Origin of the sequence: Streptomyces sp. NPDC058812 (assembly GCF_042744565.1) — a bacterium.
Classification (GTDB): Bacteria; Actinomycetota; Actinomycetes; order Streptomycetales; family Streptomycetaceae; genus Streptomyces; species Streptomyces thinghirensis.
This window is the reverse complement of record NZ_JBHYOB010000029.1, coordinates 42,602-66,675: the sequence shown is the minus strand read 5'-3', so window position 1 is coordinate 66,675 and position 24,074 is coordinate 42,602. Positions and strand designations below refer to the sequence as shown.

Genomic DNA, 24,074 nt, shown 5'->3' with positions numbered 1-24,074 from the left:
CGGGGTGGGTGGGGGTCGCGGGGGGGGTGGGCGCCGGGGGTGTGGGGGGGGGGCCCGGGTCCCCCCCCCCCCTGCGGGGGGGGGCAAACCCGCGCGACCAGCCACAACGAACCCGCAGCCGCCAATCGGCGGAAGCCCCCGCCCCTTGGGCGAACCGTCAGCTCCGGAGCACTGCTCCAACACGATCGCCCGCAAGGGCGACCGCCGCATCGCGGGCCGCCGACGCCTCGTCGACCGTCAGTGTCCGGTCCCCCGCACGGAAGCGCAGCGCGTACGCCAGGGACTTGCGCCCCTCGCCCAGCTGCTCCGCGCTGTCGTAGACGTCGAACAGCCGGATGGACTCCAGCAGTTCACCCGCGCCCTCACGCAGCGCGGCCTCGACCTCCGCCGCCGGGACGAACTCGTCGACGACCAGCGCGACGTCCTGCGTGGCGACCGGGAACGTGGAGATGCCCGGCGCCTGCGGGGTGTCGTCGCCGACCCGCGCCACGGCATCGAGGTCCAGCTCCATCGCGCAGGAGCGCGCGGGCAGGCCCAGCGTCTTCAGGACGCGCGGGTGCAGCTCACCGGCGTGTCCGATCACCCGGTCCTCGCCGTCCACCGTGATGGTCAGCTCGGCGCAGCGGCCCGGGTGCCACGGACCGTACTGGCCCTTGCGGGAGCCCAGTTCGGCGCCGGCCTCGCGGGCGACGGACCGGGCGGCCTCGATGGCGTCGGCCCAGTCCGCCGGACGGCCCTTGCCCCACCAGCCGGCCTGCTCGCGGGCGCCGGTCAGGACGACGGCGACGTGCCGCGGCTGGTCGGGCAGCGCGGCGTCCAGCGCGGCGAGGTCGTCCTCGCCGGGGCGCCGGTCGACGGGCAGGTTGGCGGCGGCCTTCTGCTCGGCACGCGGGTGGAAGACCAGGCCGGTCTCGAAGAGGGCCAGGTCGTGCGAGCCCCGGCCGTCGTTGCGGCGCAGGGCGCCCAGCAGGCCCGGCAGCAGCGAGGTCCGCAGCGCGGGCTCCTCGTCGCTGAGCGGGTTGACCAGCTTGACGACGCGGCGGGCCGGGTCGTCGGCGTCCAGCCCGAGCTGGTCGAAGACCTGCTCGCTGACGAACGGGTAGTTCGGTGCCTCGACGTAACCGGCCCCGGCCAGCACCCGGCCGACCCGGCGGTGCAGCCGCTGCCGGGAGGTCAGGCCGCGGCCCGCCGGGGGCCTGGGCAGCGTGGAGGGCAGGTTCTCGTAGCCCTCCAGGCGGATGACCTCTTCGGCCAGGTCGTTGGGGTCGGTGAGGTCGGGCCGCCAGGACGGCACGGTGACGATCAGCTCGTCCTGTCCGTACACGTCGCAGCCGACCTCCTGGAGGCGGCGTACGACGGTCTCGCGGCCGTACTCGACACCCGCGACCTTGTCCGGGTGGTCGGCGGGCACCCTGATGGTGTGCGGCGCGGACGGGGCGCTGATCTCGGTGACACCGGCCTCGGCGGTGCCGCCCGCGAGCAGCACGAGCAGGTCGACGGTCCGCTGGGCGGCGGCCGCCGCGGCCTGCGGGTCGACGCCGCGCTCGAAGCGGCGGGAGGCCTCGGAGGACAGCTTGTGGCGGCGGGCGGTGCGCGCGATGGCCACCTGGTCGAAGTGGGCGGCCTCGATGACCACGTCACTCGTCGCGTTCTCGGCGTCGTCGTGGTCGGCGATCTCCGTGTTGGCGCCGCCCATGACGCCGGCGAGCCCGATCGGGCCGCGGTCGTCGGTGATGACCAGGTCCTCGGCGTGCAGCTTCCGCTCGACGCCGTCGAGGGTGACGATCTTCTCGCCCTCCCCGGCCCGGCGCACGCCGATGGTGCCCTGGATCAGGGAACGGTCGTAGGTGTGCAGCGGCTGGCCCAGCTCCATCATCACGTAGTTCGCGACGTCGACGGCGAGCGAGACCGGGCGCATGCCGACCTTCTGCAGTCGCCGCTGGAGCCAGATCGGGGAGCGGGCCTCGGAGCTGAGGCCGGTCACCGTGCGGGCGGTGAAGCGGTCGCAGCCGGTGGGGTCGGCGATCTTCACCGGGTAGCCGTAGGCGTTCGGGCCGGGCACGTCGAGCAGGGCCGGGTCGCGCAGCGGCAGGCCGTAGGCGATGGCGGCCTCGCGGGCGACGCCGCGGATGGACAGGCAGTCGCCGCGGTTGGCGGTCACCGCGATGTCCAGCACCTCGTCGACCAGTTCGAGCAGCTCGATGGCGTCCTTGCCGACCTCGGTCTCCGGCGGCAGCACGATGATGCCGTGCGAGCCTCCCCCAGACTCCGTCCGGGGGGACCCCCAGTCGCCCATGCCCAGCTCGTCGCCGGAGCAGATCATGCCGTGGGACGTCTTGCCGTAGGTCTTGCGGGCGGAGATCGAGAAGCCGCCCGGCAGGGTGGCGCCGGGGAGGACCACGACGACCTTGTCGCCGACGGCGAAGTTCCGGGCGCCGCAGACGATCTCCTGGGGCTCACCGGTGCCGTTGGCCTGGCCGACGTCGACGGTGCAGAAGCGGATCGGCTTCTTGAAGCCCTCCAGCTCCTCGATGGTCAGCACCTGGCCGACGACGAGGGGGCCCTTGAGGTCGGCACCGAGGTGCTCGACGGTCTCGACCTCGAGTCCGGCCGAAATGAGCTTGGCCTGGACGTCGCGGCCGGTCTGCGTGGCCGGCAGGTCGACGTACTCCCGCAGCCAAGAAAGCGGGACCCGCATCAGATCTCCATCCCGAACGGCCGGGTGAAGCGCACGTCACCCTCGACCATGTCTCGCATGTCCTCGACGTTGTGGCGGAACATCAGCATCCGCTCGATGCCGAACCCGAAGGCGAAGCCGCTGTACTTCTCCGGGTCGACGCCGCAGGCGGTGAGCACCCGCGGGTTGACCATGCCGCAGCCGCCCAGCTCGATCCAGCCCTCGCTGGAGCAGGTGCGGCAGGGCCGGTCGGGGTTGCCGACGGACGCGCCCTTGCAGACGTAGCAGAGCATGTCCATCTCGGCGGACGGCTCGGTGAAGGGGAAGAAGTTGGGCCGCAGCCGGGTCTTCATCTCCGCACCGAACAGCGACTGGACCATGTGGTCCAGGGTGCCCTTGAGGTCCGCCATGGTCAGGCCCTCGTCGATCGCGAGCAGCTCGACCTGGTGGAAGACGGGGGTGTGCGTGGCGTCCAGCTCGTCGGTGCGGTACACACGGCCGGGGCAGATCACGTAGACCGGCAGCTCGCGGTCGAGCGCGGAGCGGATCTGCACGGGCGAGGTGTGGGTGCGCAGCACGACGCCGGACTCGGTGCCGCCGCCCGGGCCCTGGACGAAGAACGTGTCCGCCTCGCCGCGGGCCGGGTGGTCCGGGCCGATGTTCAGGGCGTCGAAGTTGAACCACTCGGCCTCGGCCTCGGGGCCCTCGGCGACCTCGTAGCCCATGGCCACGAAGACGTCCTCGATGCGCTCGGAGAGCGTGGTGAGCGGGTGGCGGGCGCCGGCCGGTACGCGGTCGTAGGGCAGCGTGACGTCCACGGCCTCCTCGACCAGAACGCGCGCGTCGCGCTCGGCCTCCAGCTCCTCCTGGCGGGCCGCCAGCGCCTTGTTCACGGCGCCGCGGGCCATGCCGACGCGCTTGCCGGCCTCGGCCTTGGCCTGCGGGGGCAGGGCGCCGATCTCGCGGTTGGCCAGCGCCAGCGGCGAGGTGCCGCCGGTGTGGGCGACCTTGGCCTCCTGGAGCGCGTCGAGGGAGCTCGCTGCGGCGAAGGCGGCGAGCGCCTCGTCCCGCATGCGCTCGATCTCTTCCGGTTTCAACGCCTCGACCTCGACAGGGTCGTACGACTTATTCGGTGCCGACATCTCTTCCCGTGCTTCCGATTGGCTGGCTGATGGTCCCCGTCACCGGCTCGTGGACGAAGCGTCTGTGTGGACGCAGCATCTCCGTGACGGATCGTCTCCGTCTGAGCGTCTCCGCCTGCGGGACACAAAGGTGCCAAAGGCCGAGTCTAACGGGGCGGAGGAAGGCGAATGCGCCCGCGGTGCTCAGGCCAGGTAGGCCGGGGCCGCCACGGGCAACGTAAATCGGAACTCGGCGCCGCCACCGGGGGCGCGGCCGACGGTGATGGTGCCGCCGTGGGCTTCGACGATGCCCTTGACGATGTACAGCCCGAGGCCGGTGCCGCCGCGCTTGCTGCCCCGCCAGAAGCGGGTGAAGACGCGGTTCATGGACTCCTCCGGGATGCCGGCCCCTTCGTCGCTCACCGTGACCGACGTGCCGGTGTCCTCCCCTTCGCGAGGGGACGCCGTGGGCGTGATGTCAATGGTGACGGTTCCCTCGCCGTGCCGCACGGCATTTTCGATGAGGTTGCTGAGCACCTGGTCGATCTTGTCGGGGTCGGCCCACAGGTCGGGCAGCGGCTGGGCGAGGCGGAGCAGGAAGCGGTCGGCCTCCTGGCCGGCGGCGACGTACGCCTGGATGTGGCGGCCGACGGCGGCCCCGATGTCGACGGGCTGGCGGCGGACCTCCAGTCGGCCGGAGTCGATGCGGGAGATGTCCAGCAGCTCGGCGATGAGCCGGGTGACCCGGTCGGCGTCGGCGTCGACGGTCTCCAGCATCAGCCGCTTCTGGTCGTCGGTGAACCGCTCCCACTTGGCCAGCAGCGTGGCCGTGAAGCCCTTGACGGAGGTGAGCGGGGAGCGCAGTTCGTGGGCGACGGTGGCGATCAGCTCGGCGTGGCTGCGCTCGGTGCGGCGGCGGGCCTCGGTGTCGCGCAGGGTGACGACGACGCGGTGGAGGGGCCCGGTGGGCCGGGTGCGGACGTAGCGGGCGGAGACGAGGACTTCCCGTCCGCCGGGGAGCAGGAGGTTCCGCTCGGGCTGGCGGACGCGGATGGCGAGCCCGCCGTAGGGGTCGGTCAGCTGCCACCAGCGCCTGCCCTCGAGGTCCTCCAGGGGAAGCGCCTTCTCCAGCTGCTCGCCGAGGGCCTCGGCGGCGGGGACGGCGCTGATGCGGGCGGCGGCCGCGTTGAAACAGATGACCCGGCCCCGCTCGTCCGCGACGACGAGGCCGTCGGGCAGCTGGTCCGGATCGATGCCGAGGTCGGCGAGATCGCCGGGTGTGCGGGGCGCGGGCGGACGCGGCGCCTCCCGTGCACCCGGTGCGCTGCTCGTGCCGACGCTCATCCCCGTACCCCACCTCTCAACCGCGCAGGGGCCTTGAGCTGGTCACCCTACTAGCTCTCGGTGACGGAGCGGCACCCTCCGGCGGCGCGCTGTGCACGCGCCGACGCGTAGAGACATACGGCGGCGGCGGTCGCGAGGTTCAGACTCTCGGCCTTCCCGTGGATCGGGACGCGCAGGACGGCGTCGGCGAGGGCGCGGGTCTCCTCCGGGAGCCCCCAGGCCTCGTTGCCGAACACCCAGGCGGTGGGGCCGCCCATGGTGCCGGCGTCCAGTTCGGCGTCGAGGTCGTGCTCGCCCGCGCCGTCGGCGGCGAGGACGCGGACCCCGGTGTCCCTGAGACCCGCGACGGCCCGTTCGACGGGGACGCCGACGGCGACGGGGAGGTGGAAGAGGGAGCCGACGGACGCGCGTACGGCCTTGGGGTTGTACAGGTCGACGGAGGCGTCGGTGAGCACGACGGCCTCGGCGCCGGCGGCGTCGGCGCAGCGCAGCACGGTCCCGGCGTTGCCGGGGTCCCGGACGTGGGCGAGGACGGCGACGAGCCCCGGGCGGGCGGCGAGGATCTCGTCGAACGGGGTGTCCAGGAACCGGCACACCCCGACCAGGCCCTGCGGGGTGACGGTGGTGGAGATGTCCTCGATCACCTGCTCGGCGGCGAGGTGGACCCGGGCACCGGCGTCACGGGCCGCGCCGATGATGTCGGCGTAGCGCTCGGCGGCCTCGACGGTGGCGAACACCTCGACGAGCGTGTCCCCGTACCCCGCGGCCTCCCGCACGGCCTGCGGCCCCTCGGCCAGGAACAGCCGCTCCTTGCCCCGGAAGTTCCGCTTCGCCAGCCGCCGCGCGGCGGCGACACGGGGGGAACGGGGGGAGATCAGCTCGGGAGTGGCGGGGCGCATGCTCTTCTTCACCTTCACAAATATCAACGCGGGCTGTGCAGCGCCCCGTCTGGGGCGCGGGGAACTGCGCGACCAGCCACCACGAACCCGCACCCGAAAAGGAGAGTGGCAGACGGCAACAACAGGACCCGCAGGCTTCACACCTGCGGGTCCGGTCACGTCGGCTCAAAGCCAGCGCAGCGTCACGCGGCCTTCGGCGCGTTGACGTCGCTCGGCAGCGCCTTCTGGGCGACCTCGACGAGCGCGGCGAACGCGTTCGGGTCGTTGACGGCCAGCTCGGCGAGGATCTTGCGGTCGACCTCGACGTTGGCGGCCTTCAGGCCCTGGATGAAGCGGTTGTACGTGATGCCGTTGGCGCGGGCAGCGGCGTTGATGCGCTGGATCCACAGCTGGCGGAAGTCACCCTTGCGCTTCTTGCGGTCGTTGTAGTTGTAGACCAGCGAGTGGGTGACCTGCTCCTTGGCCTTGCGGTACAGGCGCGAACGCTGACCGCGGTAGCCGGAAGCCTGCTCGAGGATCGCCCGGCGCTTCTTGTGGGCGTTGACTGCCCGCTTGACGCGTGCCACTTGTTAACTCCTTGTAGCGGGGCCGCGGTGGTCCTCACGCGGCCCGGTATCGATTGGGTCCCGGTCCTGCCGTACGACGCTCAGTGGCGCCCGTACGTCACTTGCCGAGAAGCTTCTTGATCTTCGCGGCGTCGCCCGGGGCCATCTCGGCGTTGCCGGTGAGGCGACGCGTCACACGGGACGACTTGTGCTCGAGCAGGTGGCGCTTGCCGGCGCGCTCACGGAGCACCTTGCCGGAGCCGGTGATCTTGAAGCGCTTGCTGGCACCGCTGTGCGACTTGTTCTTCGGCATAGCGCCGTTCTCTCCTCGTCGGTGGCGCTCCGATGCCCGGTCGTGAAACCGGGCACGGTAGAGCGTCGCTTGTATCGGTTACGTCCTGGGGACTGGCGTCCCCCGGGGTCACGCCTCGGCGGGTGCCTCGGCCTGAGCCTCGGCGTCCACGTCGTCGGCCTCCGCGGCGTTCTGCGACTTGCCGGGGTTGGCCTTCGCGTCCGCCTTGCGGGCTTCCTGCGCCTGGCGAGCCTCGGCCATCGCCTCGGTCTTCTTCTTGTGCGGACCGAGAACCATGATCATGTTTCGGCCGTCCTGCTTCGGGTTCGACTCCACGAACCCGAGGTCGGCCACGTCCTCCGCGAGACGCTGCAGCAGTCGGTAGCCGAGCTCCGGCCGGGACTGCTCGCGACCACGGAACATGATCGTGATCTTGACCTTGTCGCCCTGCTTGAGGAACCGAACGACGTGACCCTTCTTGGTGTCATAGTCGTGCGGGTCGATCTTCGGCCGGAGCTTCATCTCCTTGATGACCGTGTGCGCCTGGTTCTTGCGCGCCTCACGTGCCTTCATGGCCGACTCGTACTTGAACTTCCCGTAGTCCATGAGCTTGCACACGGGCGGACGGGCGTTCGCCGCGACCTCGACGAGATCGAGGTCGTACTCCTGCGCAAGCTCCAGGGCCTTGGCAAGCGGGACAATCCCGACCTGCTCGCCGCTGGGACCGACAAGTCGCACCTCGGGAACGCGAATCCGGTCGTTGATGCGGGGCTCGGCGCTGATGGATCCTCCTCGGTAGCACCACGCGACGGTCTGGCGGACAGCCGCGTAACGTCTGTGTTCGATAGACCTAACCGCGCCGGCGCAACAAAAATGCCCCGGACGATCACAGCGGGGCTCCTCGAACTACTACCGGAGCACCGTCGCAATGGTCGCGGGGCGCGATTTCGGGCCGGTCTCCGCCGCTGGGACGGGACCGCCTGACCGGTGACCCGCCGTCCGTGGGACGGCCAGGTGGGAGTTCGAAGCCTCCACTTGTGGGCCGGGCCCGCCGCCGTGGGGCGTGCGTGTCCGACCGGTCGTTACACAAGGTTAGCAGCTCGGCGGGGGAAGGGCTAACCGAGACCGAGTGGGGCCGCCCACCGCCCTGCGCCTATCGTGTGCGGCATGAGTGACACCCCTCCTGAGACGCCCGACTTCGACGCCATGACCCGCGACATCGCCGAGGTTCCCGCGGTCGAGGTGATCGTGACGGTCGCCGTCAACCTGATGAGCGCCGCCGCCGTGAAGCTGGGACTGACCGAGGAGGGCGAGGCCCACAAGGACCTGGACGAGGCACGCAAACTGGTGCACGCGCTGGCCGGTCTGCTCGACGCGACCGCGACCGAGATCAGCTCGTTCCACGCGGCCCCGCTGCGCGACGGCCTGAAGTCGCTCCAGCTGGCCTTCCGCGAGGCCTCGCTCGTCCCGGACGAGCCCGGCCAGGGACCGGGCGAGAAGTACACGGGGCCGATCTACAGCTGACCCTGTTCCCTCACGTACAAGGGCTCGCCCGGTGGCGTGGCCCCGGCCGGCAGCAGTGCCAGGTCGAGGCCCCGCACCAGGCGGGCCCTCAGTGTTTCGTCGGCGGCGAGGCGCTCGGCGACGGCGCGGGCGGCCTTCGCCGGGTCGGCGTCGGGGTCCAGGAGCAGCGCCAGGGTGCCGTCGGCCCGGCCCGGCCCGAGGTGCGCCCGGAGCACGGCGGGCTCGGCGGCCACGGCGGCGCGGACGGCCTCGGCCACGGCGGGATCGGCGAGCGGGTCGGTCGTCGTACGACCCTCGGCCAGCGCCAGCAGCGCCGCTCCGGTCAGCTCGAACGGCACCGGCCCGGCGAGGTCCAGTACGACCGTGTCCGCCTTCTCGTGCGCGGCGGCCTGCAGCGCCTGGTGCACCGGTACGGCGACGGGGCGGGCCCCGGGGTCCCAGCGGGCCAGCGAGTCCGTGGACGTGAACGCGGGCAGGGCGGTGCGACCGCCGGCCTTGAGCGTCGGTACTGCCATGTCGCTGGTCTTCTCGCGGCGCAGCCCGTTCCCGTCCTCCTCCACTTCACCGAGTACGGCCACGACGGGCACCAGCAGCCGGGCGCCCTTGAGCGCCTCCAGCACGGGTGCCAGGGCGGTGCGGTCCTCCGCCCAGGCGGCGAGCGCGGCGCTCAGCCGGGGGTCGGCGGAGCCGTCGTCGTCGGAGTAGCCGGAGTCGGGGATGTTCTTGTTCGCCACGGTTCCCGACCCTATCGGGGGGTGGACGGTACTCCTCACCGGCCTCTCAGGAATCTCTGACCGGGATTTAACGTCCGCCCCACGGACCGCACAGCCACCGCCTGAAGCATCACGGGCATGGAGTCCAACAGAGCCCGGCGGGCACGAAGAACCCGGCGACGGCGCGCGCCGTCGGTGGGTGCCGCCCTGATCGCGTTCGCCGTCGTGGGCGCAGCGGCCACCGGGGCGCTGTACTGGCAGGGGCACGGCCACGCGCGCCCCGGTGCGGGCGGCACCGTATCGTCATCGGCCTCGGCACCCGCGGGCGGGGAGGCATCGGTGGAGACGGTCGAGCCGGTCGTGGACCGGGACGCGCTGCTGGCCGCGGCCATGGCGCCGGTGGCCGTCGCGGAGGGCGCCGAGGTGTCGGTGGCGGTGCTCGACGCGGACTCCGGTGAGAGCGCCTCGTACGGCACGGGTGTCTTCGAGACGGCGAGCATCGTCAAGGTCGACATACTCGCGGCGCTGCTGCTCCAGGCACAGGACGCGGGGCGAGCGCTGACCGCGGCCGAGCAGTCGTACGCCGTCGCCATGATCGAGCACAGTGACAACGACTCGGCGTCGGCGCTGTGGCGGGCGATCGGGACGGCGGACGGGCTCGACGCCGCGAACGAGCGCCTCGGTCTGACGGGGACCGACGGCGGCGACGGCCCGCTGTGGGGGCTGACCCGGACCACGGCCGCCGACCAGGTCGCGCTGCTGCGGCAGGTGTTCGTGGCGGACGGCTCGGAGCTGAGCGAGGCGTCACGGGCGTATGTACGGGAGCTGATGGGCCGGATCGCCGACGGGCAGCGGTGGGGCGTGTCGGCGGCGGCCGACGGTGGCGCGGGTGGCGACGGCTCGGGCGGCGACGGCTCGGGGTGGGCGCTGAAGAACGGCTGGCTGCGGCGCAGCACCACCGGGCTCTGGGTGGTCAACAGCATCGGGCGGGTCACGTCGGGTGGTCACGACCGCCTGGTGGCGGTGGTGTCGCGGGGCAGCGCGACGCAGGCGGAGGGGATCGCGCTGACCGAGGCGGCGGCGAAAGCGGCGGTGTCCGTGTTCGCGGGGGCCGTGGGCGCCGCCGGTGGTCAGAAGTCGTCGTAGCGTTCGCGGCGGCCCCGCCACAGGACGACGGCCGCGACGATCATGACGCCGCCCGCGCTGCCGGCCAGGGGGGCGGCCCAGGCCGAGGTGTCGTCGTCGGAGGCCGGGGCGTCGGGGCCGGAGCCGAAGTACTTCTCGCCGTACGCCGCCGACTTCAGCCCTTCCGGCTTCAGCCGTCCGGCCGCCTCGATGGCGGCGGCGGGGTCGACGAAGCCGTAGCCGCGGGAGTCGTCCCGGCCCTCGGCGGGGGCGTTGCGGGCCGTGTCCTCCAGCAGGGACTTGACCTGGGCCGGGGTGAGGTCCGGGTGGGCCGACTTCACGAGGGCGGCGGCGCCGGAGACGAAGGCGGAGGCGGCGCTGGTGCCCCAGCCCTCGTAGTACCGGTGGTCGGGGTCGGCGATGATCACGTCGACGCCGGGGGCGCTGACCGTGGCGTACCAGCGGCGGGTGGAGAAGGAGGCGCGGGTGCCGTAGCGGTCGACGGCGGTCGCGGCGATGACGCCCGGGTAGGCGGCCGGGTAGGAGATGTGGTCGCCCTTCTCGCCGCCGTTGCCGGCCGAGGCGACGACGACCACGCCCTTCTTCAGGGCGTACTGGATGGCCTCGTCCTCGGCGGGTTCGGGGTGGGCGGAGGCCGAGTCGTCGCCGAGGGAGAGGTTGATGATGTCGGCGCCGTGGTCGGCGGCCCAGCGGATGCCCTCGGCGAGGGCGTTGCCGCGGGTCTTGCGGGCCTTGGCGCGGGACGGGTCGCCGTCCTCCAGGATCACGCGCAGGGGCAGGATCTTCGCCTCCGGGGCGATGCCCATGACGCCGTCGGCGTTGCCGGCTCCGTGGCCGTGCCCGGCGATGATCCCGGCCATGGCGGTGCCGTGCCGGGCCCAGGCGCGGTCGCCCTCGCTCGCGCCGAAGCCGACCAGGTCCTTGCCGGTGAGGACGTTGCCGGCCAGGTCGGGGTGGTCGGCCTCGACGCCGGTGTCCAGGACGGCGACGGTGACACCGGCGCCCTTGGCGGTCCGCCACGCCTCCTGGGTGTGCATGGCGTCCAGGGCCCACTGCTGGGCGCGGATGCCGTCGGCGTGCGCGGCCGGCGCCGGGACGAGGACGAGGGCGGCGGCGAGGAGGAGGCTCAGGGCGCCTGTCCTGCGGGCCCGGGTCCCGGCGGGGTTCGGGACGGTGCCGGCGGGGTTCACGACGGGTGCTCCGTGGTCGGGCCGACGTTCTTGCGCAGGGCGCGTTCGACGCGGTCGGCGAGGCCCTGCGCCTCGTGGCTGAGGCCGGCCTGGGCGGGGGCCGACGTGGCATCGGACTCCATGGCCTCCTCGGCGGGCTCCGGCTCGTCGACGGTGCGGGCGTCGGCCCAGCCGGACACGGCGTAGACGACGACGGGGGCGTCGGTGAGGACGGAGACGGTCCACGAGGCCCGCTGCCGCGCGCCGAAGCCCGCGGCGACGGTGTCCTTCGCGGCGTACGGCAGCGGCATGAGGTCCTCCCGGCGGCCCAGCCCCTCCTTCTCGAACCGGCCCGCAAGCGAGGTCATGGCGGCGGCGTCGGCCTTGGCGAAGAGCAGGCCGACGGTGGTGACGTAGCTCTGGGTCGCGTCGGTGTAGGTGGCACGCAGCAGGCGCCGGCAGCCGATCGGGTCGAGGACCTTGGTCAGCAGCGGGTCGAAGGCGCCCTCGCAGTCGCTGTCCGGGGCGACGGCGACCCGCGTCCAGGTGCGGTCGGCGCCGCCGGGGCCCGCGCCCTGCCCCCGCACGGTGGCCGGGAACAGCTGGTCGACCGGCACGCTGTGCCACAGCTCCCCGGCCTCGGCGAACGCGCCGCGGGCGCCACCGTCCCCGGAGTCCCCGGCCAGCCAACTGCCGGTGACGGCACCGGTGACCAGTCCCATCCCGAGCACGAGACAGACGGCTGCGGCGACGGCCTGGGGCCGCAGCCGCCCGCCGAGCGGACGTGGCCGGGCAAGTTCGTCGTAGCCCTCGGGCTCCCCGAACGACACCCGCGGCCGCCCGCCGCCGGACGCCGCCGGCGTGCTCCAGGAGGAGGCCGGGTCGGGGCCGGCGACACTCGGGGACAGGGCCGTCGGGTCGGGCAGCGGGGTGGGTACCGGTCGTGGTCGCGGATGCGGTTCCGCTCGGGCCTCGGATACCGCTCGGGCTTCCGGTTCCATTCGGACTTCGGGTTCCGCTCGGACTTCCGGTGCCGGAGCGGGTGCCGGTGCCGGAGCGGGTGCCGATGCCGGAGCGGGTGCCGATGCCGGAGCGGGTGCCGGTGCCGGAGCGGGTGCCGGTGCCGACTCCGGTGCCGGTTCTGCCGGGATCGGCCGCAGGCGTGTGGTCGTCTCCGTCGGGGTCTCCGCGGGAGCGGCGGGCCGGCGGGACGGCGTCTCCGGTGCCCCGCTCCCGCCCGGGGTCTCGCGGCCGACGTTCGGCGGGACGTCGGGGAAGCGGGCGGAGGCGCGAGGTGGCGGGGCCCCGGGGTCGGTGCCTCGGGAATCGGCGAGCCGGAAGCGCGGGTAGCGGGGCCGGGCGCCACCATCGGGGCCGGAGACCTCGCGGCCGCCGTCCCTGCCCGGCGTGGACGGGCCGAAGTCCCGGCCGTCGCCCGAGGAGGCGGTTCCGTCCCCCCGGCCTCCCCCCGCCGCCGTACGCCGCCCCGGGGCGCTGCCGCCCTCCGGTGCCGTGGTCGCGTCGGTGCCCCGGTGGGAGGCGGTGTGCGGGCGGTTCACGTCGCTGCCGCGCGCGGCCGGCGCCTGTGCCGGGCGGGGCGGGGTGCCGGGACGAGGCGGGGCCTCCGGGGGAGGCGGCGTGCCGGGGCGGGGCGGAGTGTCCCGGTGAGGCGGCGTGCCCGGGTGGGGCTGGGTTTCGGGGCGCGGGGGAACGGAGGCGCGGCGTGCTTCCGTGCTCATGCGCCCCCCGCTTCCTCTTCCTCGGGCCCGGGCCGTTGCTCGACGCGGGCCGGTGATGTGGTCTCCCGCCCCGGCCCGGCGCGGACCGATCCGTCCCCGGGCACGCATACCCGCACGGGTGGACCGCCATCCCGGCGCGCGGGCCTCGGGCCCTGCCGCCCGGGCCGTTCCGCCGTGCGTGGGCGTCACTCTACGGCGTGACCCCGCCCGGCGGGGAACCAGTCCGCGCGCCCGTGGCATTGGCCCGGAACGTCCCCCTACCCTGCGGTAATCCTGTCTGGCAGGCTGCGTACATGACTGCGCGCGCCGCCGACCGGGCCCGTTTCGACCGGGCCACCGCCCATCTGGACGCCCCCGTGGCGATCGTGGACCTGGAGGCTTTCGACGCCAACGCGGACGACCTGGTCCGCCGGGCGGGCGGCAAGCCGGTCCGGGTCGCCAGCAAGTCCGTACGCTGCCGTGCGCTGCTCGAACGCGCCCTGGCGAGGGACGGTTTCGCGGGCGTCATGTCGTTCACGCTGGCCGAGTCACTGTGGCTGGCGCGCTCCGGTTTCGAGGACGTCCTCCTCGGCTATCCGTCGGCGGACCGCGCCCGGTACGCCGAGCTGACCGCCGACCCCAAGCTGGCCTCCGCCGTGACCGTGATGATCGACGACCCGGCGCAGCTGAACCTCATCGACGCCGCGCGCGAAGGCGGCCGTGAAGTCGTGCGGGTCTGCCTGGAGTTGGACACCTCGCTGAAGCTGCTCGGCGGACGGGTGCGGGTCGGGGCCCGGCGCTCCCCGCTGCACTCCCCCGCCCAGGTCGCCGACCTGGCCCGCGCGGTGGCCCGCCGGCCGGGGTTCGAGGTCGTGGGGCTCATGGCGTACGAGGGTCATGTCGCCGGGGTCGGGGACGCGGTGGCCGGCCGGCCGCTGCGGTCGCGTGCGGTACGGCTGATGCAGGCCGCCGCCCGCCGGGAACTCGCCGAGCGGCGCGCCGCGGTCGTGCGGGCGGTGCGGGCCGTGGTGCCCGGCCTGGAGTTCGTCAACGGCGGCGGCACGGGCAGCGTGCAGCACACCGCCGCGGAGGACGCGGTCACGGAGATCGCCGCCGGGTCCGGGCTGTACGTGCCGCGGCTGTTCGACAACTACACGTCGTTCCGGGGCCGTCCGGCGGCGCTGTTCGCCCAGCCCGTCGTACGGCGGCCGGGGGTCGGGGCCGTGGCCGTCCTCGGCGGCGGCTATCCGGCCTCCGGTGCGCCCGGCGCCGACCGGCTGCCGGTGCCGTACCTGCCCGAGGGCCTGCGCTTCGACCCCCAGGAGGGCGCCGGCGAGGTGCAGACGCCGCTGCTCGGCTCGCCCGCCGACGACCTCCTCATCGGCGACAAGGTGTGGTTCCGGCACGCCAAGGCCGGGGAGCTGTGCGAGCGGTTCGACGCGCTGCACCTGGTGGAGAGGGACGCGGTGACGGCGACGGTGCCGACGTACCGGGGCGAGGGACACACGTTCCTGTAGCCCCGTAGCCCCGTAGCCCCGTAGCACGTATTGCCCCTCAGCCTCTCAGCCCCAGAGCCCGTAGCCCCTTACGGTCAGCTCGACGGGCCGATGCCGCTGCCCACGCCGCCGCCCGTGTCCGCGTCGCCGACGGGGCGGATGCCCTTGGTGATCCGGTCCATGTCGTCGAGCGGTGGCCCGTCCTCGCCGACGTCGAAGACGTAGCGGACGAGGATCGGGGACTCGGTGCCGACGGTGGAGGGGAAGACCAGCGACTGCACGTAGCCGCCGGGACCCTTGGCCGTCTTCACCCGCCAGCGCACGTAGTACCCGGCGCGTCCGGCGACCGCGACCTGCCCGGAGGCCACCTCCTCGTGGGACTCGATGCCGCCGAAGGGCTTGTTGCCGATCAGGTCGCGGTCGTAGGCGTCGTCGGCCGCGTCCTCGATGTCCTGCTGGGCGAGGGCCTTCGGGGAGGACTCGGCGTTCGCGGTGACGGTGCGGGAGATGACGAGGCCGTGCCGGCACACGCCGCCGTCGCCGGGGCAGTCGTAGGTGCCGTCCGTGGTCATCATGACGTCGTCCTCGGTGACGTACTTGGGCAGCACCCAGCCGGTCGGGAGCGGGAAGGTGATGCCGTTGAGCTGGTCCTCGACCACGGCCGGGTCGTCGGCGGAGGGTTCGGAGGACGTCGGCGAGGGGGTCGGGGCCGCACTCGTGGGTTCCGGGACGGTGGACGTCTCGGTGGCCGGCGGGGTCTGCGCCGCGGGGCCGCCGCCGTCCTCGCCGAGGACGAACACGCCGGTGACGATCGCCGCGACCAGCACGGCCGCCGCGGTGGTGAGGGCGACGGCCTTTCCGCGCCCGGGCCTGGGCTGCCGCTGGTGCACCGGCTGCGGGTGTTGCATCGGCGGGTGTTGCATGGGCTGGTGTTGCATGGGCGGGTATTGCATCGGCTGCTGCTGCGAGGGCGGGGGCGCGCCGAACCCGGTGGTCTCGGGTGCGCGACGGTGCTCCGTCCAGGCCGTGCCGTCCCACCAGCGTTCCTGGTGGGGGGCCGACGGATCGCGATACCAGCCGGGTGGCGGCGTCATGCTCATTCCGGCACTGTAGGACGCTGCCCGGGGCGATCTACAGCGGTGTGACGTACGCCCCGGAAATCCCGCCGTCCACCAGGAAGTCGGTGGCGTTCACGAAGGAGGAGTCGTCGCTGGCCAGGAATGCGACGGCCGCGGCGATCTCCTCGGCCTCGGCGAACCGCCCCAGCGGGATGTGAACGAGGCGGCGCGCGGCCCGCTCCGGGTCCGTGGCGAACAGCTCCTGGAGGAGCGGGGTGTTGACCGGGCCGGGGCAGAGGGCGTTGACCCGGATGCCCTCCCGGGCGAACTGCACGCCGAGTTCACGGGACATCGCGAGGACGCCGCCCTTGGAGGCCGTGTACGAGATCTGCGAGGTCGCCGCGCCCATCCGGGCCACGAAGGACGCGGTGTTGATGATGGACCCCCTGCCCTGGCGCCGCATGTAGGGGATGGCGGCCTTGCAGCACAGGTAGACGGAGGTGAGGTTGACCTCCTGTACGCGCTTCCACGCCTCCAGCCCCGTCTCGAGGATGGAGTCGTCGTCGGGTGGCGAGATACCGGCGTTGTTGAACGCGACGTCCACGCTGCCGTGGGTGTCGTACGCCGTCCTGAACAACGCCTCGACCTGTTCGGGGTCGGTGACGTCGACCTTGACGAAGGTGCCGCCGATCTCCTCGGCCGCCGCCTTGCCCCGGGTCTCGTCCACGTCGCCGCAGACGACGTGCGCGCCCTCGGAGGCGAGCCGACGGGACGCGGCGAGGCCGATGCCGCTGCCCGCCCCGGTGACGACGGCGGTACGGCCGACCAGACGGCGGCAGATGATGTCCTCGGTCATGAGTGGCTAGGCCTCCGTGCTCGGCGAGACGTTGCTGATGAAGACGTTCTTGGTCTCGGTGAAGGCGGTCAGCGCGTCCGGGCCGAGTTCACGGCCGAGGCCGGACTGCTTGAACCCGCCGAACGGCGTCCAGTAACGGACGCTGGAGTGGGAGTTGACGGACAGGTTCCCGGCGCGGACCGCGCTCGACACGCGCAGGGCGCGGCCGACGTCCCGGGTCCACACCGACCCGGACAGTCCGTAGTCGGTGGCGTTGGCCAGGCGGATCGCGTCGGCCTCGTCCTCGAAGGGCAGGACGACGGCGACGGGACCGAAGACCTCCTCGACGGTCACGCGCGCGTGCGCGCCGACACCGGTGAGGACGGTGGGCGGGAACCAGAAGCCGGGGCCGCCCTCGGGGGCCGTGCCGCGGATGCCGTCGGCGTCGGCGGGGACGTAGGAGCGGACGCGGTCCAGCTGGGCCCGGGAGATCAGCGGGCCCATGTCGGTGCGCTCGTCGGCCGGGTCGCCGACGAGGACGGACTCGATCGCGGGGGCGAGGAGGGCGAGGAAGCGGTCGTACACCGTGCGCTGGACGAGGATGCGGGTGCGGGCGCAGCAGTCCTGGCCGGAGTTGTCGAGGAAGGACATGGGCGTGGCGGCCGCGGCTGCCTCGACGTCCGCGTCGGCGAAGACGATGTTGGGGCTCTTGCCGCCCAGTTCGAGGGTGACGGGCTTGAGGAGCCGCGCGCCCTTGGCCGCCACCTGCCGGCCCACGGCCGTCGACCCGGTGAAGACGACCTTCGCCACGCCCGGATGCTCGACGAGCGCGTCGCCCGCGACCGGCCCGCGACCGGGCAGCACCTGGAACAGGCCCTCGGGGAGCCCGGCCGCCAGGGCGAGTTCGGCCAGGCGCAGCGCGGTCAGCGGGGTCGTCTCGGCGGGCTTGAGGAGGACGGCGTTGCCCGCCGCCAACGCCGGCGCGGTGCCCCAGGCGGCGATCGGCATCGGGAAGTTCCAGGGCGCGATGACGCCGACGACGCCGAGCGGTTCGAGGATCGTCACGTCCAGGCCGCCGGTGACCGGGATCTGCCGTCCGGTGAGCCGCTCCACTCCCCCGGCGGCGTAGTCGAGCAGGTCGCGGACGTTGCCGGCCTCCCAGCGGGCGTTGCCGATGGTGTGCCCGGCCTCCCGGACCTCCAGCCGGGCCAGCTCCTCCAGGTGCTCGTCGACCGCGGTGGCGAAGCGGCGCAGCAGTCGGGCGCGGTCGCCGGGGGCGAGGGCGGCCCAGGCCGTCTGCGCCCGCGCGGCCCGTACGACGGCGGCGTCGACGTCGGCCGCGGAGGCGGCGGGGACGGTGGCGAGGACCTCTTCGGTGGCGGGGTTCAGCACACGTAGCAGGTCGGGCAGGTCGGACAACGGGTGCCTCACATACGTTCGAAGGAGCGGCGCAGCTCCCAGTCCGTGACGGCGGCGTCGTAGGCGTCCAGTTCGACGCGCGCCATGTTGCGGTAGTGGGCGACGACCTCGTCCCCGAAGGCGGCCTTGGCGAGGGTGCTGTTCTCCCACAGCTCGGCGGCCTCGCGCAGGGTGGTCGGGACTCGTTCGAAGCCGGCGGAGTAGGCGTTGCCCGGGCACGGCTGGGGCAGCTCAAGTCGCTGCTCGACGCCGTACAGGCCGGCCGCCACCATGCCCGCCACCGCGAGGTACGGGTTGACGTCGCCGCCGGGGAGCCGGTTCTCGAAGCGGAGCGAGCGGCCGTGGCCGACGACGCGCAGGGCGCAGGTGCGGTTGTCGTGGCCCCAGGCGACGGCGGTCGGGGCGAAGGAGCCCGGCTGGAACCGCTTGTAGGAGTTGATGTGGGGGGCGTAGAGGAGGGAGAACTCGCGCAGCGCCACCAGCTGTCCGGCGAGGAAGTGCCGCATGACCTCGGACATGCCGCCCTCCCCCTCGCCGGCCATGGCGCTGTTGCCGTCGGCGTCGGTGAGGGAGAGGTGGATGTGGCAGGAGTTGCCCTCGCGCTCGTTGTACTTGGCCATGAAGGTGAGGGACATGCCCTCCTGGGCCGCGATCTCCTTGGCGCCGGTCTTGTAGACCGCGTGCTGGTCACAGGTGACCAGGGCCTCGTCGTAGCGGAAGACGATCTCGTGCTGGCCGGGGTTGCACTCGCCCTTGGCGGACTCGACGGTGAGGCCGGCGCCGGCCATCTCGTTGCGGATGCGGCGCAGCAGGGGCTCGATGCGGCCGGTGCCGAGCACGGAGTAGTCGATGTTGTACTGGTTGGCCGGGGTCAGGCCGCGGTAGTCCGCGTCCCAGGCCTGTTCGTAGGTGTCCCGGAAGACGATGAACTCCAGCTCGGTGCCGGCCTGCGCGGTCCAGCCGTGCCCGGCGAGGCGCTCCAGTTGGCGGCGCAGGATCTGGCGGGGCGCGGCGGGCACCGGGGAGCCGTCCTCCCAGGCGAGGTCGGCGACGACCATCGCGGTGCCCTCGTTCCACGGCAGGCGGCGCAGGGTGGCCATGTCGGCGTGCATGGCGAAGTCGCCGTAGCCGCGGTCCCAGGAGGACATCGCGTAGCCGTCGACGGTGTTCATGTCGGCGTCGACGGCGAGGAGGTAGTTGCAGCCCTCGGTGCCGTGCCGGAGCACCTCGTCGAGGAAGAAGCGGGCGGCGAACCGCTTGCCCTGGAGGCGGCCCTGCATGTCGGGGAAGGCCAGGACGACGGTGTCGATGTCACCGGCGGCGACGAGGGCGTGCAGTTCCTCGACCCCGAGCGGGGGTGTGCGGTCTGCCACGGGGAGAGCCTCCTTCTGGCCGGGAGCCATAAGGTATTGCCGGGAACCTTTGCTTGGGAAGGGGGCGCGGCCGCATGCCGGAGGAAACCGGCGGGAGCGTGACGGAGGGGTCCGGCGGGAGCGTGACGGACCGGCTCGCACCGGTGCTGCGGGCGGTGCGGGCCGGCAACGGCTTCGAGGAGGCGCTGGAGCAGATCCTCCAGATCGTCAGGCTGGGTCTGGTGTCGGGGGGCGAGCGACTGCCGGCCGAGCGGGAGCTGGCGGAGCGGCTGGGGATCAGCCGGGTGACGCTGCGCGAGGTGCTGAGAGTGCTCCAGGACCAGGGGCTGGTGGAGGCCCGGCGCGGCCGGTACGGCGGAACGTTCGTGCTGCCGCGGGCGGACGCGGGCGGCGAGGACGAGCTGCGGCGCCGGGTCGCCGGGATCGACATCGAGGACGTGCTGCGCTTCCGGGAGGTGCTGGAGGTGGGCGCGGCCGGGCTGTGTGCGGCGCACGGGCTGACGGACGCGCGGGCGGCGCGGCTGCGCGAGGCGCTGGCCGGCACGCGGGACGCGCCGCTGGCGGAGTACCGGCGGCTGGACACGATGCTGCACCTCACCCTCGCCGAACTGTGCGGCTCCCCGGCCCTGGCCGCGCAGTACGCGGCCGTCCGGTCCACCCTGAACGACCTGCTGGACTGCATCCCGCTGCTGGTGCGCAACCTGGAACACTCCCAGCGCCAGCACACCGCCCTCGTGGAGGCCGTGCTCGACGGGGACGCGGACGGGGCGCGGGAGATCACGCGGCAGCACTGTGCGGGGACGGCGGCGCTGCTGCGCGGGTTCCTGGCGTGAGCGTCTCCCGTGGGGCGTCTCGCCGTGGGGGCGTCTTGCCGTGGGGGCGTTCCCCGGCAAAGGTATGAGGACGATCCATTGTCTGGAGGTCGGATGGCGGGCAGGCCGCTGATCGGCGTCAGCACGTACCTGGAGTCCGGGGCGCGCTGGGGTGTGTGGGAGCTGGAGGCGGCGCTGTTGCCTGCCGGGTATCCGCGGCTCGTGCAGCGGGCGGGCGGACTGGCCGCGATGCTTCCGCCGGACGCGCCGGAGCACGCCGCGGCCACCGTCGCCCGCCTCGACGGGCTGGTCATCGCGGGGGGCCCGGACGTGGAGCCGGTCCGCTACGGCGCCGAACCCGGCCCGCGCACCGGCCCACCCGCCCGGGCCCGGGACACCTGGGAGCTGGCGCTCATCGAGGCGGCCCTGGCCGCGCGCGTCCCGCTGCTGGGCGTCTGCCGGGGCATGCAGCTGCTCAACGTCGCCCTCGGCGGAACCCTCGTCCAGCACATCGAGGGCCACGCCGAGGTGGTGGGCGTGTTCGGCGGGCACCCGGTCAAGCCGGTGCCGGGGACGCTGTACGCCTCCGTCGTACCCGAGGAGACGTTCGTGCCGACGTACCACCACCAGGCGGTGGACCGGATCGGCGCGGGCCTCACCGCGTCGGCCCACGCGGCGGACGGCACCGTGGAGGCCCTGGAGCTGCCGTCCGGACCTGGCTGGGTCCTCGGCGTGCAGTGGCACCCGGAGATGGGCGAGGACGTACGGGTGATGCGGGCGCTGGTGGAGGCGTCGGGGCCGGTCTGACCCGCCGCTCCGGGGACGACGGGGCGTGGACGACGCCGGGGGCAGGGGCCAGGAGCTGGGGCTGGGACTGGGACTGGGACTGGGACTGGGGAGTGGCTTTGGACGGGCTCGACTTGGACGGGCTCGGTGGGGCGCAGGGCATGCCCGCCGAGTGGTCGCGTACGTGGGCGTGCCGGGTCGGCCCAGGGCGTGCCCGCCTGCGCCGTCCCGCACCGAGCGTGCCGGGCCCGGCGGAGGCCCACCCCTAGGACGGGCCCGCCGCCCCGCACCCCGCACCCCGCCGCCAGGCCTACGCCCGTGTCAGCGACAGCAGTTGCCGGGCCGGGCCCGTCGGGCGGTGGCCCGTGGGCCATACCGCTCGTAGGTCGCGGGCCAGGGCGACGTCCGCCACGGGCACGCTCACCAGGCGCCGGGTGGTGAGTTCCTCGCCGACGGCGAGTTCGCTGAGGACGGACGGGCCGGCGCCGCTCACGGCCGCCGCCTTCACCGCGGTGGTCGACGACAGCTCGATCAGGGGGCGGGCCAGGCCGCCCAGGGCCGCGTCCAGGACCTGCCGGGTACCCGAGCCCTTCTCCCGCAGGATCAGCGGGGTCGCCGCCAGTTCCGCCCCCTCGAGCGGGCGCCGGCGTCGGGCCCAGGGGTGGCCCGGTGCGGTCACGACGATCAGCCGGTCATGGGCGATGACGGCCGAGTCGAGGCCCGCCGGGACGCTCACCCCCTCCACGAAACCCAGGTCGGCCTCACCGGCCAGCAGGCGCTCCGCGACCGCCGTCGAGTTCCCGGCGAGCAGCGACACCGCCGTGTCCGGCAACTGGGTGCGCAGCGCGACCAGCCAGCCCGGCAGCAGGTACTCGGCGATCGTCATGCTGGCCGCCACCCGCAGCCGTGAGTCCCGCCGGTCCCGCAGCGCCTGCGCACCCGCGTCGAACGCCTCGGCCGCCTCCACGATGCGGCGCGCCCAGTCCGTGACCAGCGCGCCGGCGTCGGTGAGCCGGGAACCTCGCGGCGAACGGTCCACCAGGGCGACACCCAGCTGACGTTCCATCGAGCGGATGCGGCTGCTGGCGGCCGGCTGTGTGATGCCCAGCTCGCGCGCCGCCCCGCCGAGGCTGCCCAGACGCGCCACCGCCAGCAGCAGCTCCATCGCCCCGAGATCCGGCACCCGGTGCGCCAGCGAGCCCGCCGCGTGCCGCCTCGGTGTCTCCTGCCCGCCCTCCGTACCGCCCGTACCGCTGCTCATAACCCCAGCTTATGCCCTCATAGAGACATGGTCCCTGGTCAGGGACTTTGGCCACCGAGACCGTGGACGCATGGTCACCGCAGCCCAGCCCCTGTCCCCTTCCGCCACCCCGAACCGGCGTGTCCCGGCCGTTCGGCACCTCGGGCCCAACTGGTACGCCTGCGTCATGGGCACCGCCATCGTCGGTACCGCGGGAGCCGCGCTCCCCTGGCACGCGCCAGGACTGCGCGCCGTCTGCACCACGGTCTGGGCACTGTCCCTCGTCCTGCTGGCGGTCCTGCTGGTGGCCCGGTCCCTGCACTGGATCCACCACCGCGACCAGGCCCGCGCCCATCTGCTCGACCCGGCGGCGGCTCCCTTCTACGGCTGTCTGGCGATGGCTCTGCTGGCCGTGGGCGGCGGCGCCCTGACCGTCGGGCGGGACTGGATCGGCACCTCCGCCGCGGTCGCCCTGGACACCGTGCTGTTCACCGCCGGTACGGTCATCGGGCTCGCGGCGGCGGTGGCCGTGCCGTACCTGATGGCCGTACGTCACCGGATAGAGCCTGGGCAGGCCAGCCCGGTGTGGCTGCTGCCGCTCGTCGCGCCGATGGTGTCCGCGGCCGTCGGACCGCTGCTGGTCCCGCACCTCCCGCCGGGACAGCCCCGCCAGACGCTGCTGCTCGCCTGTGTCGCGATGTTCGGGGTGAGTCTGCTCGCGACGCTGGTGACACTGCCGGTGATCTTCGGCCGGCTGCTCACCGGCGGCCCGCTGCCGCTCGCGCTCACCCCGTCGCTGTTCCTGGTGCTGGGACCACTCGGGCAGTCGACCACCGCCGTGGGCAAGTTCGCGGACGTGGCCCCGGGAGTCGTTCCGGGGCCGTACGCCGAGGGCTTCGGGGTGCTCGCCGTCCTGTACGGCGTGCCGGTGATGGGCTTCGCGCTGATGTGGCTGTGTCTCGCCGCCGCGCACGTCGTGCGGGCCCGCCGGGAGGGCATGGGCTTCTCGATGACGTGGTGGTCGTTCACCTTCCCGGTGGGCACCTGTGTCACCGGGGCGGAGGCGCTGGCCCGGCACACGGGGCTCGTCGTCTACGAGGGGCTCACCGTCGTCCTGTACGCCGTCCTCGTCGCCGCCTGGGCCGTCGCCGCCGTGCACACCGCGCGCGGCGTGGTCAGCGGCGCGCTGCTCGCAGGGCCGCGCCCAGCGCCCGGGGCGCCTCGGCCAGCGACGGCCCGTACCACGTGAGGTACCGCCCGTCGACGAGGGCACAGGGCAGGCCCGGGAAGGCCTCCGGGCCGTCGGCGGCGGTGAAGCGGTACGGCTCGTCCGGCAGGACCACGATCTCCGGGCGGGCCGCCCGCAGTTCGTCGACCGGAACCTTCGGGTAGCGCTCGGCGTGCCCGGCGTACAGGTGGTCGACGCCGAGGCGGGCGAGTACGTCGCCCGCGAAGGTGTCGCGCCCCAGCACCATCCATGGCCTGCGCCAGATCGGTACCACGGCCGTACGGCGCCGCTCGGGGGACGGGGACGGCAGGGCCGACCAGGCCGACTCCGCGGCGGCCAGCCACCGGGGCCGGGACGGCGCGCCGCAGGCGGTCAGTACCCGGTCTAGCTCGGTGAATGCCTGCGGCACCGTGCGCACGTCGGTCACCAGCACCTCGACGCCCGCCGCGCGCAGGGCGTCCAGGTCCGGGGCGCGGTTCTCCTCCTCGTTGGCGACCACCAGGTCGGGGGCGAGGGCGACGATCCGCTCGGTGTCCGGGTTCTTCGTGCCGCCGACGCGTGCGACGTCGAGGCCGGCCGGGTGGGTGCACCAGTCGGTGGCCCCCACGAGGGTGCCGGGAACCGTGCGGGCCACCGCCTCGGTCAGCGACGGCACCAGGGAGACCACCCTCACCGGCGC

22 protein-coding genes are annotated in these 24,074 nt (G+C 73.6%); 6 read left to right on the top strand and 16 right to left on the bottom strand.

Features of this window, described 5'->3' with window-relative positions:
• Nucleotides 1-157: 157 nt before the first annotated feature.
• The 7 genes from pheT to infC form a co-directional block, all read right to left on the bottom strand.
• Nucleotides 158-2,698, bottom strand: a complete 2,541-nt coding sequence (pheT, locus tag ACFW48_RS36095; protein WP_386322502.1) for a phenylalanine--tRNA ligase subunit beta — start codon at nucleotides 2,696-2,698, stop codon at nucleotides 158-160.
• Nucleotides 2,698-3,819 carry a phenylalanine--tRNA ligase subunit alpha gene (gene pheS, locus ACFW48_RS36090; protein ID WP_386322500.1) on the bottom strand — a complete coding sequence of 374 codons (1,122 nt, stop codon included), beginning with the start codon at nucleotides 3,817-3,819 and terminating at the stop codon, nucleotides 2,698-2,700. Before pheS ends, pheT begins: the two co-directional genes overlap by 1 nt.
• A 183-nt stretch (nucleotides 3,820-4,002) precedes the next feature.
• On the bottom strand, nucleotides 4,003-5,142 hold the full coding sequence (locus tag ACFW48_RS36085) for an ATP-binding protein (protein WP_386322498.1): 1,140 nt from the start codon (nucleotides 5,140-5,142) through the stop codon (nucleotides 4,003-4,005).
• A 50-nt stretch (nucleotides 5,143-5,192) separates the two neighbouring features.
• Nucleotides 5,193-6,041 (bottom strand): TrmH family RNA methyltransferase, encoded by an 849-nt coding sequence (locus ACFW48_RS36080; protein WP_386322496.1) that lies wholly within the window; start codon nucleotides 6,039-6,041, stop codon nucleotides 5,193-5,195.
• Nucleotides 6,042-6,223: 182 nt separating this feature from the next.
• Entirely contained in the window at nucleotides 6,224-6,607 is a 384-nt protein-coding gene (gene rplT / locus ACFW48_RS36075; protein ID WP_003977226.1) for a 50S ribosomal protein L20, read from the bottom strand.
• A gap of 97 nt (nucleotides 6,608-6,704) precedes the next feature.
• The gene (gene rpmI, locus ACFW48_RS36070) at nucleotides 6,705-6,899 is read right to left on the bottom strand and encodes a 50S ribosomal protein L35 (protein ID WP_003977225.1); all 195 of its coding nucleotides are present in this window, start codon (nucleotides 6,897-6,899) and stop codon (nucleotides 6,705-6,707) included.
• Between the two features lie 108 nt (nucleotides 6,900-7,007).
• Complete coding sequence (infC, locus tag ACFW48_RS36065) at nucleotides 7,008-7,661, bottom strand: translation initiation factor IF-3 (protein WP_386322509.1); 654 nt, start codon at nucleotides 7,659-7,661, stop codon at nucleotides 7,008-7,010.
• Between the two features lie 384 nt (nucleotides 7,662-8,045).
• On the opposite strand from infC, the gene ACFW48_RS36060 reads away from it, so the two are divergent.
• The gene (locus tag ACFW48_RS36060) at nucleotides 8,046-8,402 is read left to right on the top strand and encodes a DUF1844 domain-containing protein (RefSeq protein WP_386322494.1); all 357 of its coding nucleotides are present in this window, start codon (nucleotides 8,046-8,048) and stop codon (nucleotides 8,400-8,402) included.
• Here ACFW48_RS36060 and ACFW48_RS36055 read toward each other — a convergent pair.
• The gene (locus ACFW48_RS36055; protein WP_386322492.1) at nucleotides 8,393-9,136 is read right to left on the bottom strand and encodes an SseB family protein; all 744 of its coding nucleotides are present in this window, start codon (nucleotides 9,134-9,136) and stop codon (nucleotides 8,393-8,395) included. The two genes, ACFW48_RS36060 and ACFW48_RS36055, sit on opposite strands and share 10 nt — an antisense overlap.
• A 117-nt stretch (nucleotides 9,137-9,253) precedes the next feature.
• Between ACFW48_RS36055 and ACFW48_RS36050 the strand changes: the two genes are divergently transcribed.
• Complete coding sequence (locus ACFW48_RS36050) at nucleotides 9,254-10,261, top strand: serine hydrolase (RefSeq protein WP_386322491.1); 1,008 nt, start codon at nucleotides 9,254-9,256, stop codon at nucleotides 10,259-10,261.
• Here ACFW48_RS36050 and mycP read toward each other — a convergent pair.
• Together mycP and ACFW48_RS36040 are read right to left on the bottom strand one after the other, a co-directional pair.
• Complete coding sequence (gene mycP, locus ACFW48_RS36045) at nucleotides 10,246-11,451, bottom strand: type VII secretion-associated serine protease mycosin (protein ID WP_386322489.1); 1,206 nt, start codon at nucleotides 11,449-11,451, stop codon at nucleotides 10,246-10,248. The two genes, ACFW48_RS36050 and mycP, sit on opposite strands and share 16 nt — an antisense overlap.
• Nucleotides 11,448-12,260 (bottom strand): hypothetical protein, encoded by an 813-nt coding sequence (locus tag ACFW48_RS36040; protein ID WP_386322487.1) that lies wholly within the window; start codon nucleotides 12,258-12,260, stop codon nucleotides 11,448-11,450. The genes mycP and ACFW48_RS36040 overlap by 4 nt, the downstream gene beginning before the upstream one ends.
• A 1,202-nt stretch (nucleotides 12,261-13,462) precedes the next feature.
• Between ACFW48_RS36040 and ACFW48_RS36035 the strand changes: the two genes are divergently transcribed.
• A complete protein-coding gene (locus tag ACFW48_RS36035) occupies nucleotides 13,463-14,665 on the top strand; it encodes an amino acid deaminase/aldolase (RefSeq protein WP_386322485.1) in 1,203 nt (400 codons plus the stop codon).
• Between the two features lie 74 nt (nucleotides 14,666-14,739).
• Here ACFW48_RS36035 and ACFW48_RS36030 read toward each other — a convergent pair whose 3' ends face one another.
• From ACFW48_RS36030 to ACFW48_RS36015, 4 genes are read right to left on the bottom strand one after another with little or no spacing between them, the layout of a single operon-like run.
• A complete protein-coding gene (locus ACFW48_RS36030) occupies nucleotides 14,740-15,738 on the bottom strand; it encodes a DUF2510 domain-containing protein (protein WP_386322507.1) in 999 nt (332 codons plus the stop codon).
• Between the two features lie 37 nt (nucleotides 15,739-15,775).
• The gene (locus ACFW48_RS36025; RefSeq protein ID WP_386322483.1) at nucleotides 15,776-16,558 is read right to left on the bottom strand and encodes a 3-oxoacyl-ACP reductase; all 783 of its coding nucleotides are present in this window, start codon (nucleotides 16,556-16,558) and stop codon (nucleotides 15,776-15,778) included.
• A 6-nt stretch (nucleotides 16,559-16,564) separates the two neighbouring features.
• Entirely contained in the window at nucleotides 16,565-17,947 is a 1,383-nt protein-coding gene (locus ACFW48_RS36020) for an aldehyde dehydrogenase family protein (protein ID WP_386322505.1), read from the bottom strand.
• 17 nt (nucleotides 17,948-17,964) lie between these two features.
• Nucleotides 17,965-19,329 carry a glutamine synthetase family protein gene (locus tag ACFW48_RS36015; RefSeq protein ID WP_386322481.1) on the bottom strand — a complete coding sequence of 455 codons (1,365 nt, stop codon included), beginning with the start codon at nucleotides 19,327-19,329 and terminating at the stop codon, nucleotides 17,965-17,967.
• 74 nt (nucleotides 19,330-19,403) lie between these two features.
• Between ACFW48_RS36015 and ACFW48_RS36010 the strand changes: the two genes are divergently transcribed.
• Both ACFW48_RS36010 and ACFW48_RS36005 read left to right on the top strand, forming a co-directional pair.
• Nucleotides 19,404-20,162 carry a FadR/GntR family transcriptional regulator gene (locus ACFW48_RS36010; protein WP_386322479.1) on the top strand — a complete coding sequence of 253 codons (759 nt, stop codon included), beginning with the start codon at nucleotides 19,404-19,406 and terminating at the stop codon, nucleotides 20,160-20,162.
• Nucleotides 20,163-20,255: 93 nt separating this feature from the next.
• Nucleotides 20,256-20,948 carry a gamma-glutamyl-gamma-aminobutyrate hydrolase family protein gene (locus tag ACFW48_RS36005; RefSeq protein WP_386322477.1) on the top strand — a complete coding sequence of 231 codons (693 nt, stop codon included), beginning with the start codon at nucleotides 20,256-20,258 and terminating at the stop codon, nucleotides 20,946-20,948.
• A 289-nt stretch (nucleotides 20,949-21,237) separates the two neighbouring features.
• On the opposite strand, the gene ACFW48_RS36000 is transcribed toward ACFW48_RS36005, so the two are convergent.
• Nucleotides 21,238-22,188: a LysR family transcriptional regulator gene (locus tag ACFW48_RS36000; RefSeq protein ID WP_386322475.1), complete on the bottom strand. Its 951-nt coding sequence runs from the start codon at nucleotides 22,186-22,188 to the stop codon at nucleotides 21,238-21,240.
• 70 nt (nucleotides 22,189-22,258) lie between these two features.
• On the opposite strand from ACFW48_RS36000, the gene ACFW48_RS35995 reads away from it, so the two are divergent.
• Complete coding sequence (locus ACFW48_RS35995) at nucleotides 22,259-23,416, top strand: TDT family transporter (protein WP_386322473.1); 1,158 nt, start codon at nucleotides 22,259-22,261, stop codon at nucleotides 23,414-23,416.
• Here the strand turns inward: ACFW48_RS35995 and ACFW48_RS35990 are convergent.
• A complete protein-coding gene (locus ACFW48_RS35990; RefSeq protein WP_386322471.1) occupies nucleotides 23,343-24,068 on the bottom strand; it encodes a helical backbone metal receptor in 726 nt (241 codons plus the stop codon). The two genes, ACFW48_RS35995 and ACFW48_RS35990, sit on opposite strands and share 74 nt — an antisense overlap.
• Nucleotides 24,069-24,074 lie beyond the last annotated feature (6 nt).

Coding starts and splice junctions, on each gene's coding strand:
- pheT (WP_386322502.1), bottom strand. CDS start 2,698: ATGCGGGTCCCGCTTTCTTGGCTGCGGGAGTACGTCGACCTGCCGGCC.
- pheS (WP_386322500.1), bottom strand. CDS start 3,819: ATGTCGGCACCGAATAAGTCGTACGACCCTGTCGAGGTCGAGGCGTTG.
- ACFW48_RS36085 (WP_386322498.1), bottom strand. CDS start 5,142: ATGAGCGTCGGCACGAGCAGCGCACCGGGTGCACGGGAGGCGCCGCGT.
- ACFW48_RS36080 (WP_386322496.1), bottom strand. CDS start 6,041: ATGCGCCCCGCCACTCCCGAGCTGATCTCCCCCCGTTCCCCCCGTGTC.
- rpmI (WP_003977225.1), bottom strand. CDS start 6,899: ATGCCGAAGAACAAGTCGCACAGCGGTGCCAGCAAGCGCTTCAAGATC.
- ACFW48_RS36060 (WP_386322494.1), top strand. CDS start 8,046: ATGAGTGACACCCCTCCTGAGACGCCCGACTTCGACGCCATGACCCGC.
- ACFW48_RS36050 (WP_386322491.1), top strand. CDS start 9,254: ATGGAGTCCAACAGAGCCCGGCGGGCACGAAGAACCCGGCGACGGCGC.
- ACFW48_RS36035 (WP_386322485.1), top strand. CDS start 13,463: ATGACTGCGCGCGCCGCCGACCGGGCCCGTTTCGACCGGGCCACCGCC.
- ACFW48_RS36030 (WP_386322507.1), bottom strand. CDS start 15,738: ATGACGCCGCCACCCGGCTGGTATCGCGATCCGTCGGCCCCCCACCAG.
- ACFW48_RS36025 (WP_386322483.1), bottom strand. CDS start 16,558: ATGACCGAGGACATCATCTGCCGCCGTCTGGTCGGCCGTACCGCCGTC.
- ACFW48_RS36010 (WP_386322479.1), top strand. CDS start 19,404: ATGCCGGAGGAAACCGGCGGGAGCGTGACGGAGGGGTCCGGCGGGAGC.
- ACFW48_RS36005 (WP_386322477.1), top strand. CDS start 20,256: ATGGCGGGCAGGCCGCTGATCGGCGTCAGCACGTACCTGGAGTCCGGG.
- ACFW48_RS36000 (WP_386322475.1), bottom strand. CDS start 22,188: ATGAGCAGCGGTACGGGCGGTACGGAGGGCGGGCAGGAGACACCGAGG.
- ACFW48_RS35995 (WP_386322473.1), top strand. CDS start 22,259: ATGGTCACCGCAGCCCAGCCCCTGTCCCCTTCCGCCACCCCGAACCGG.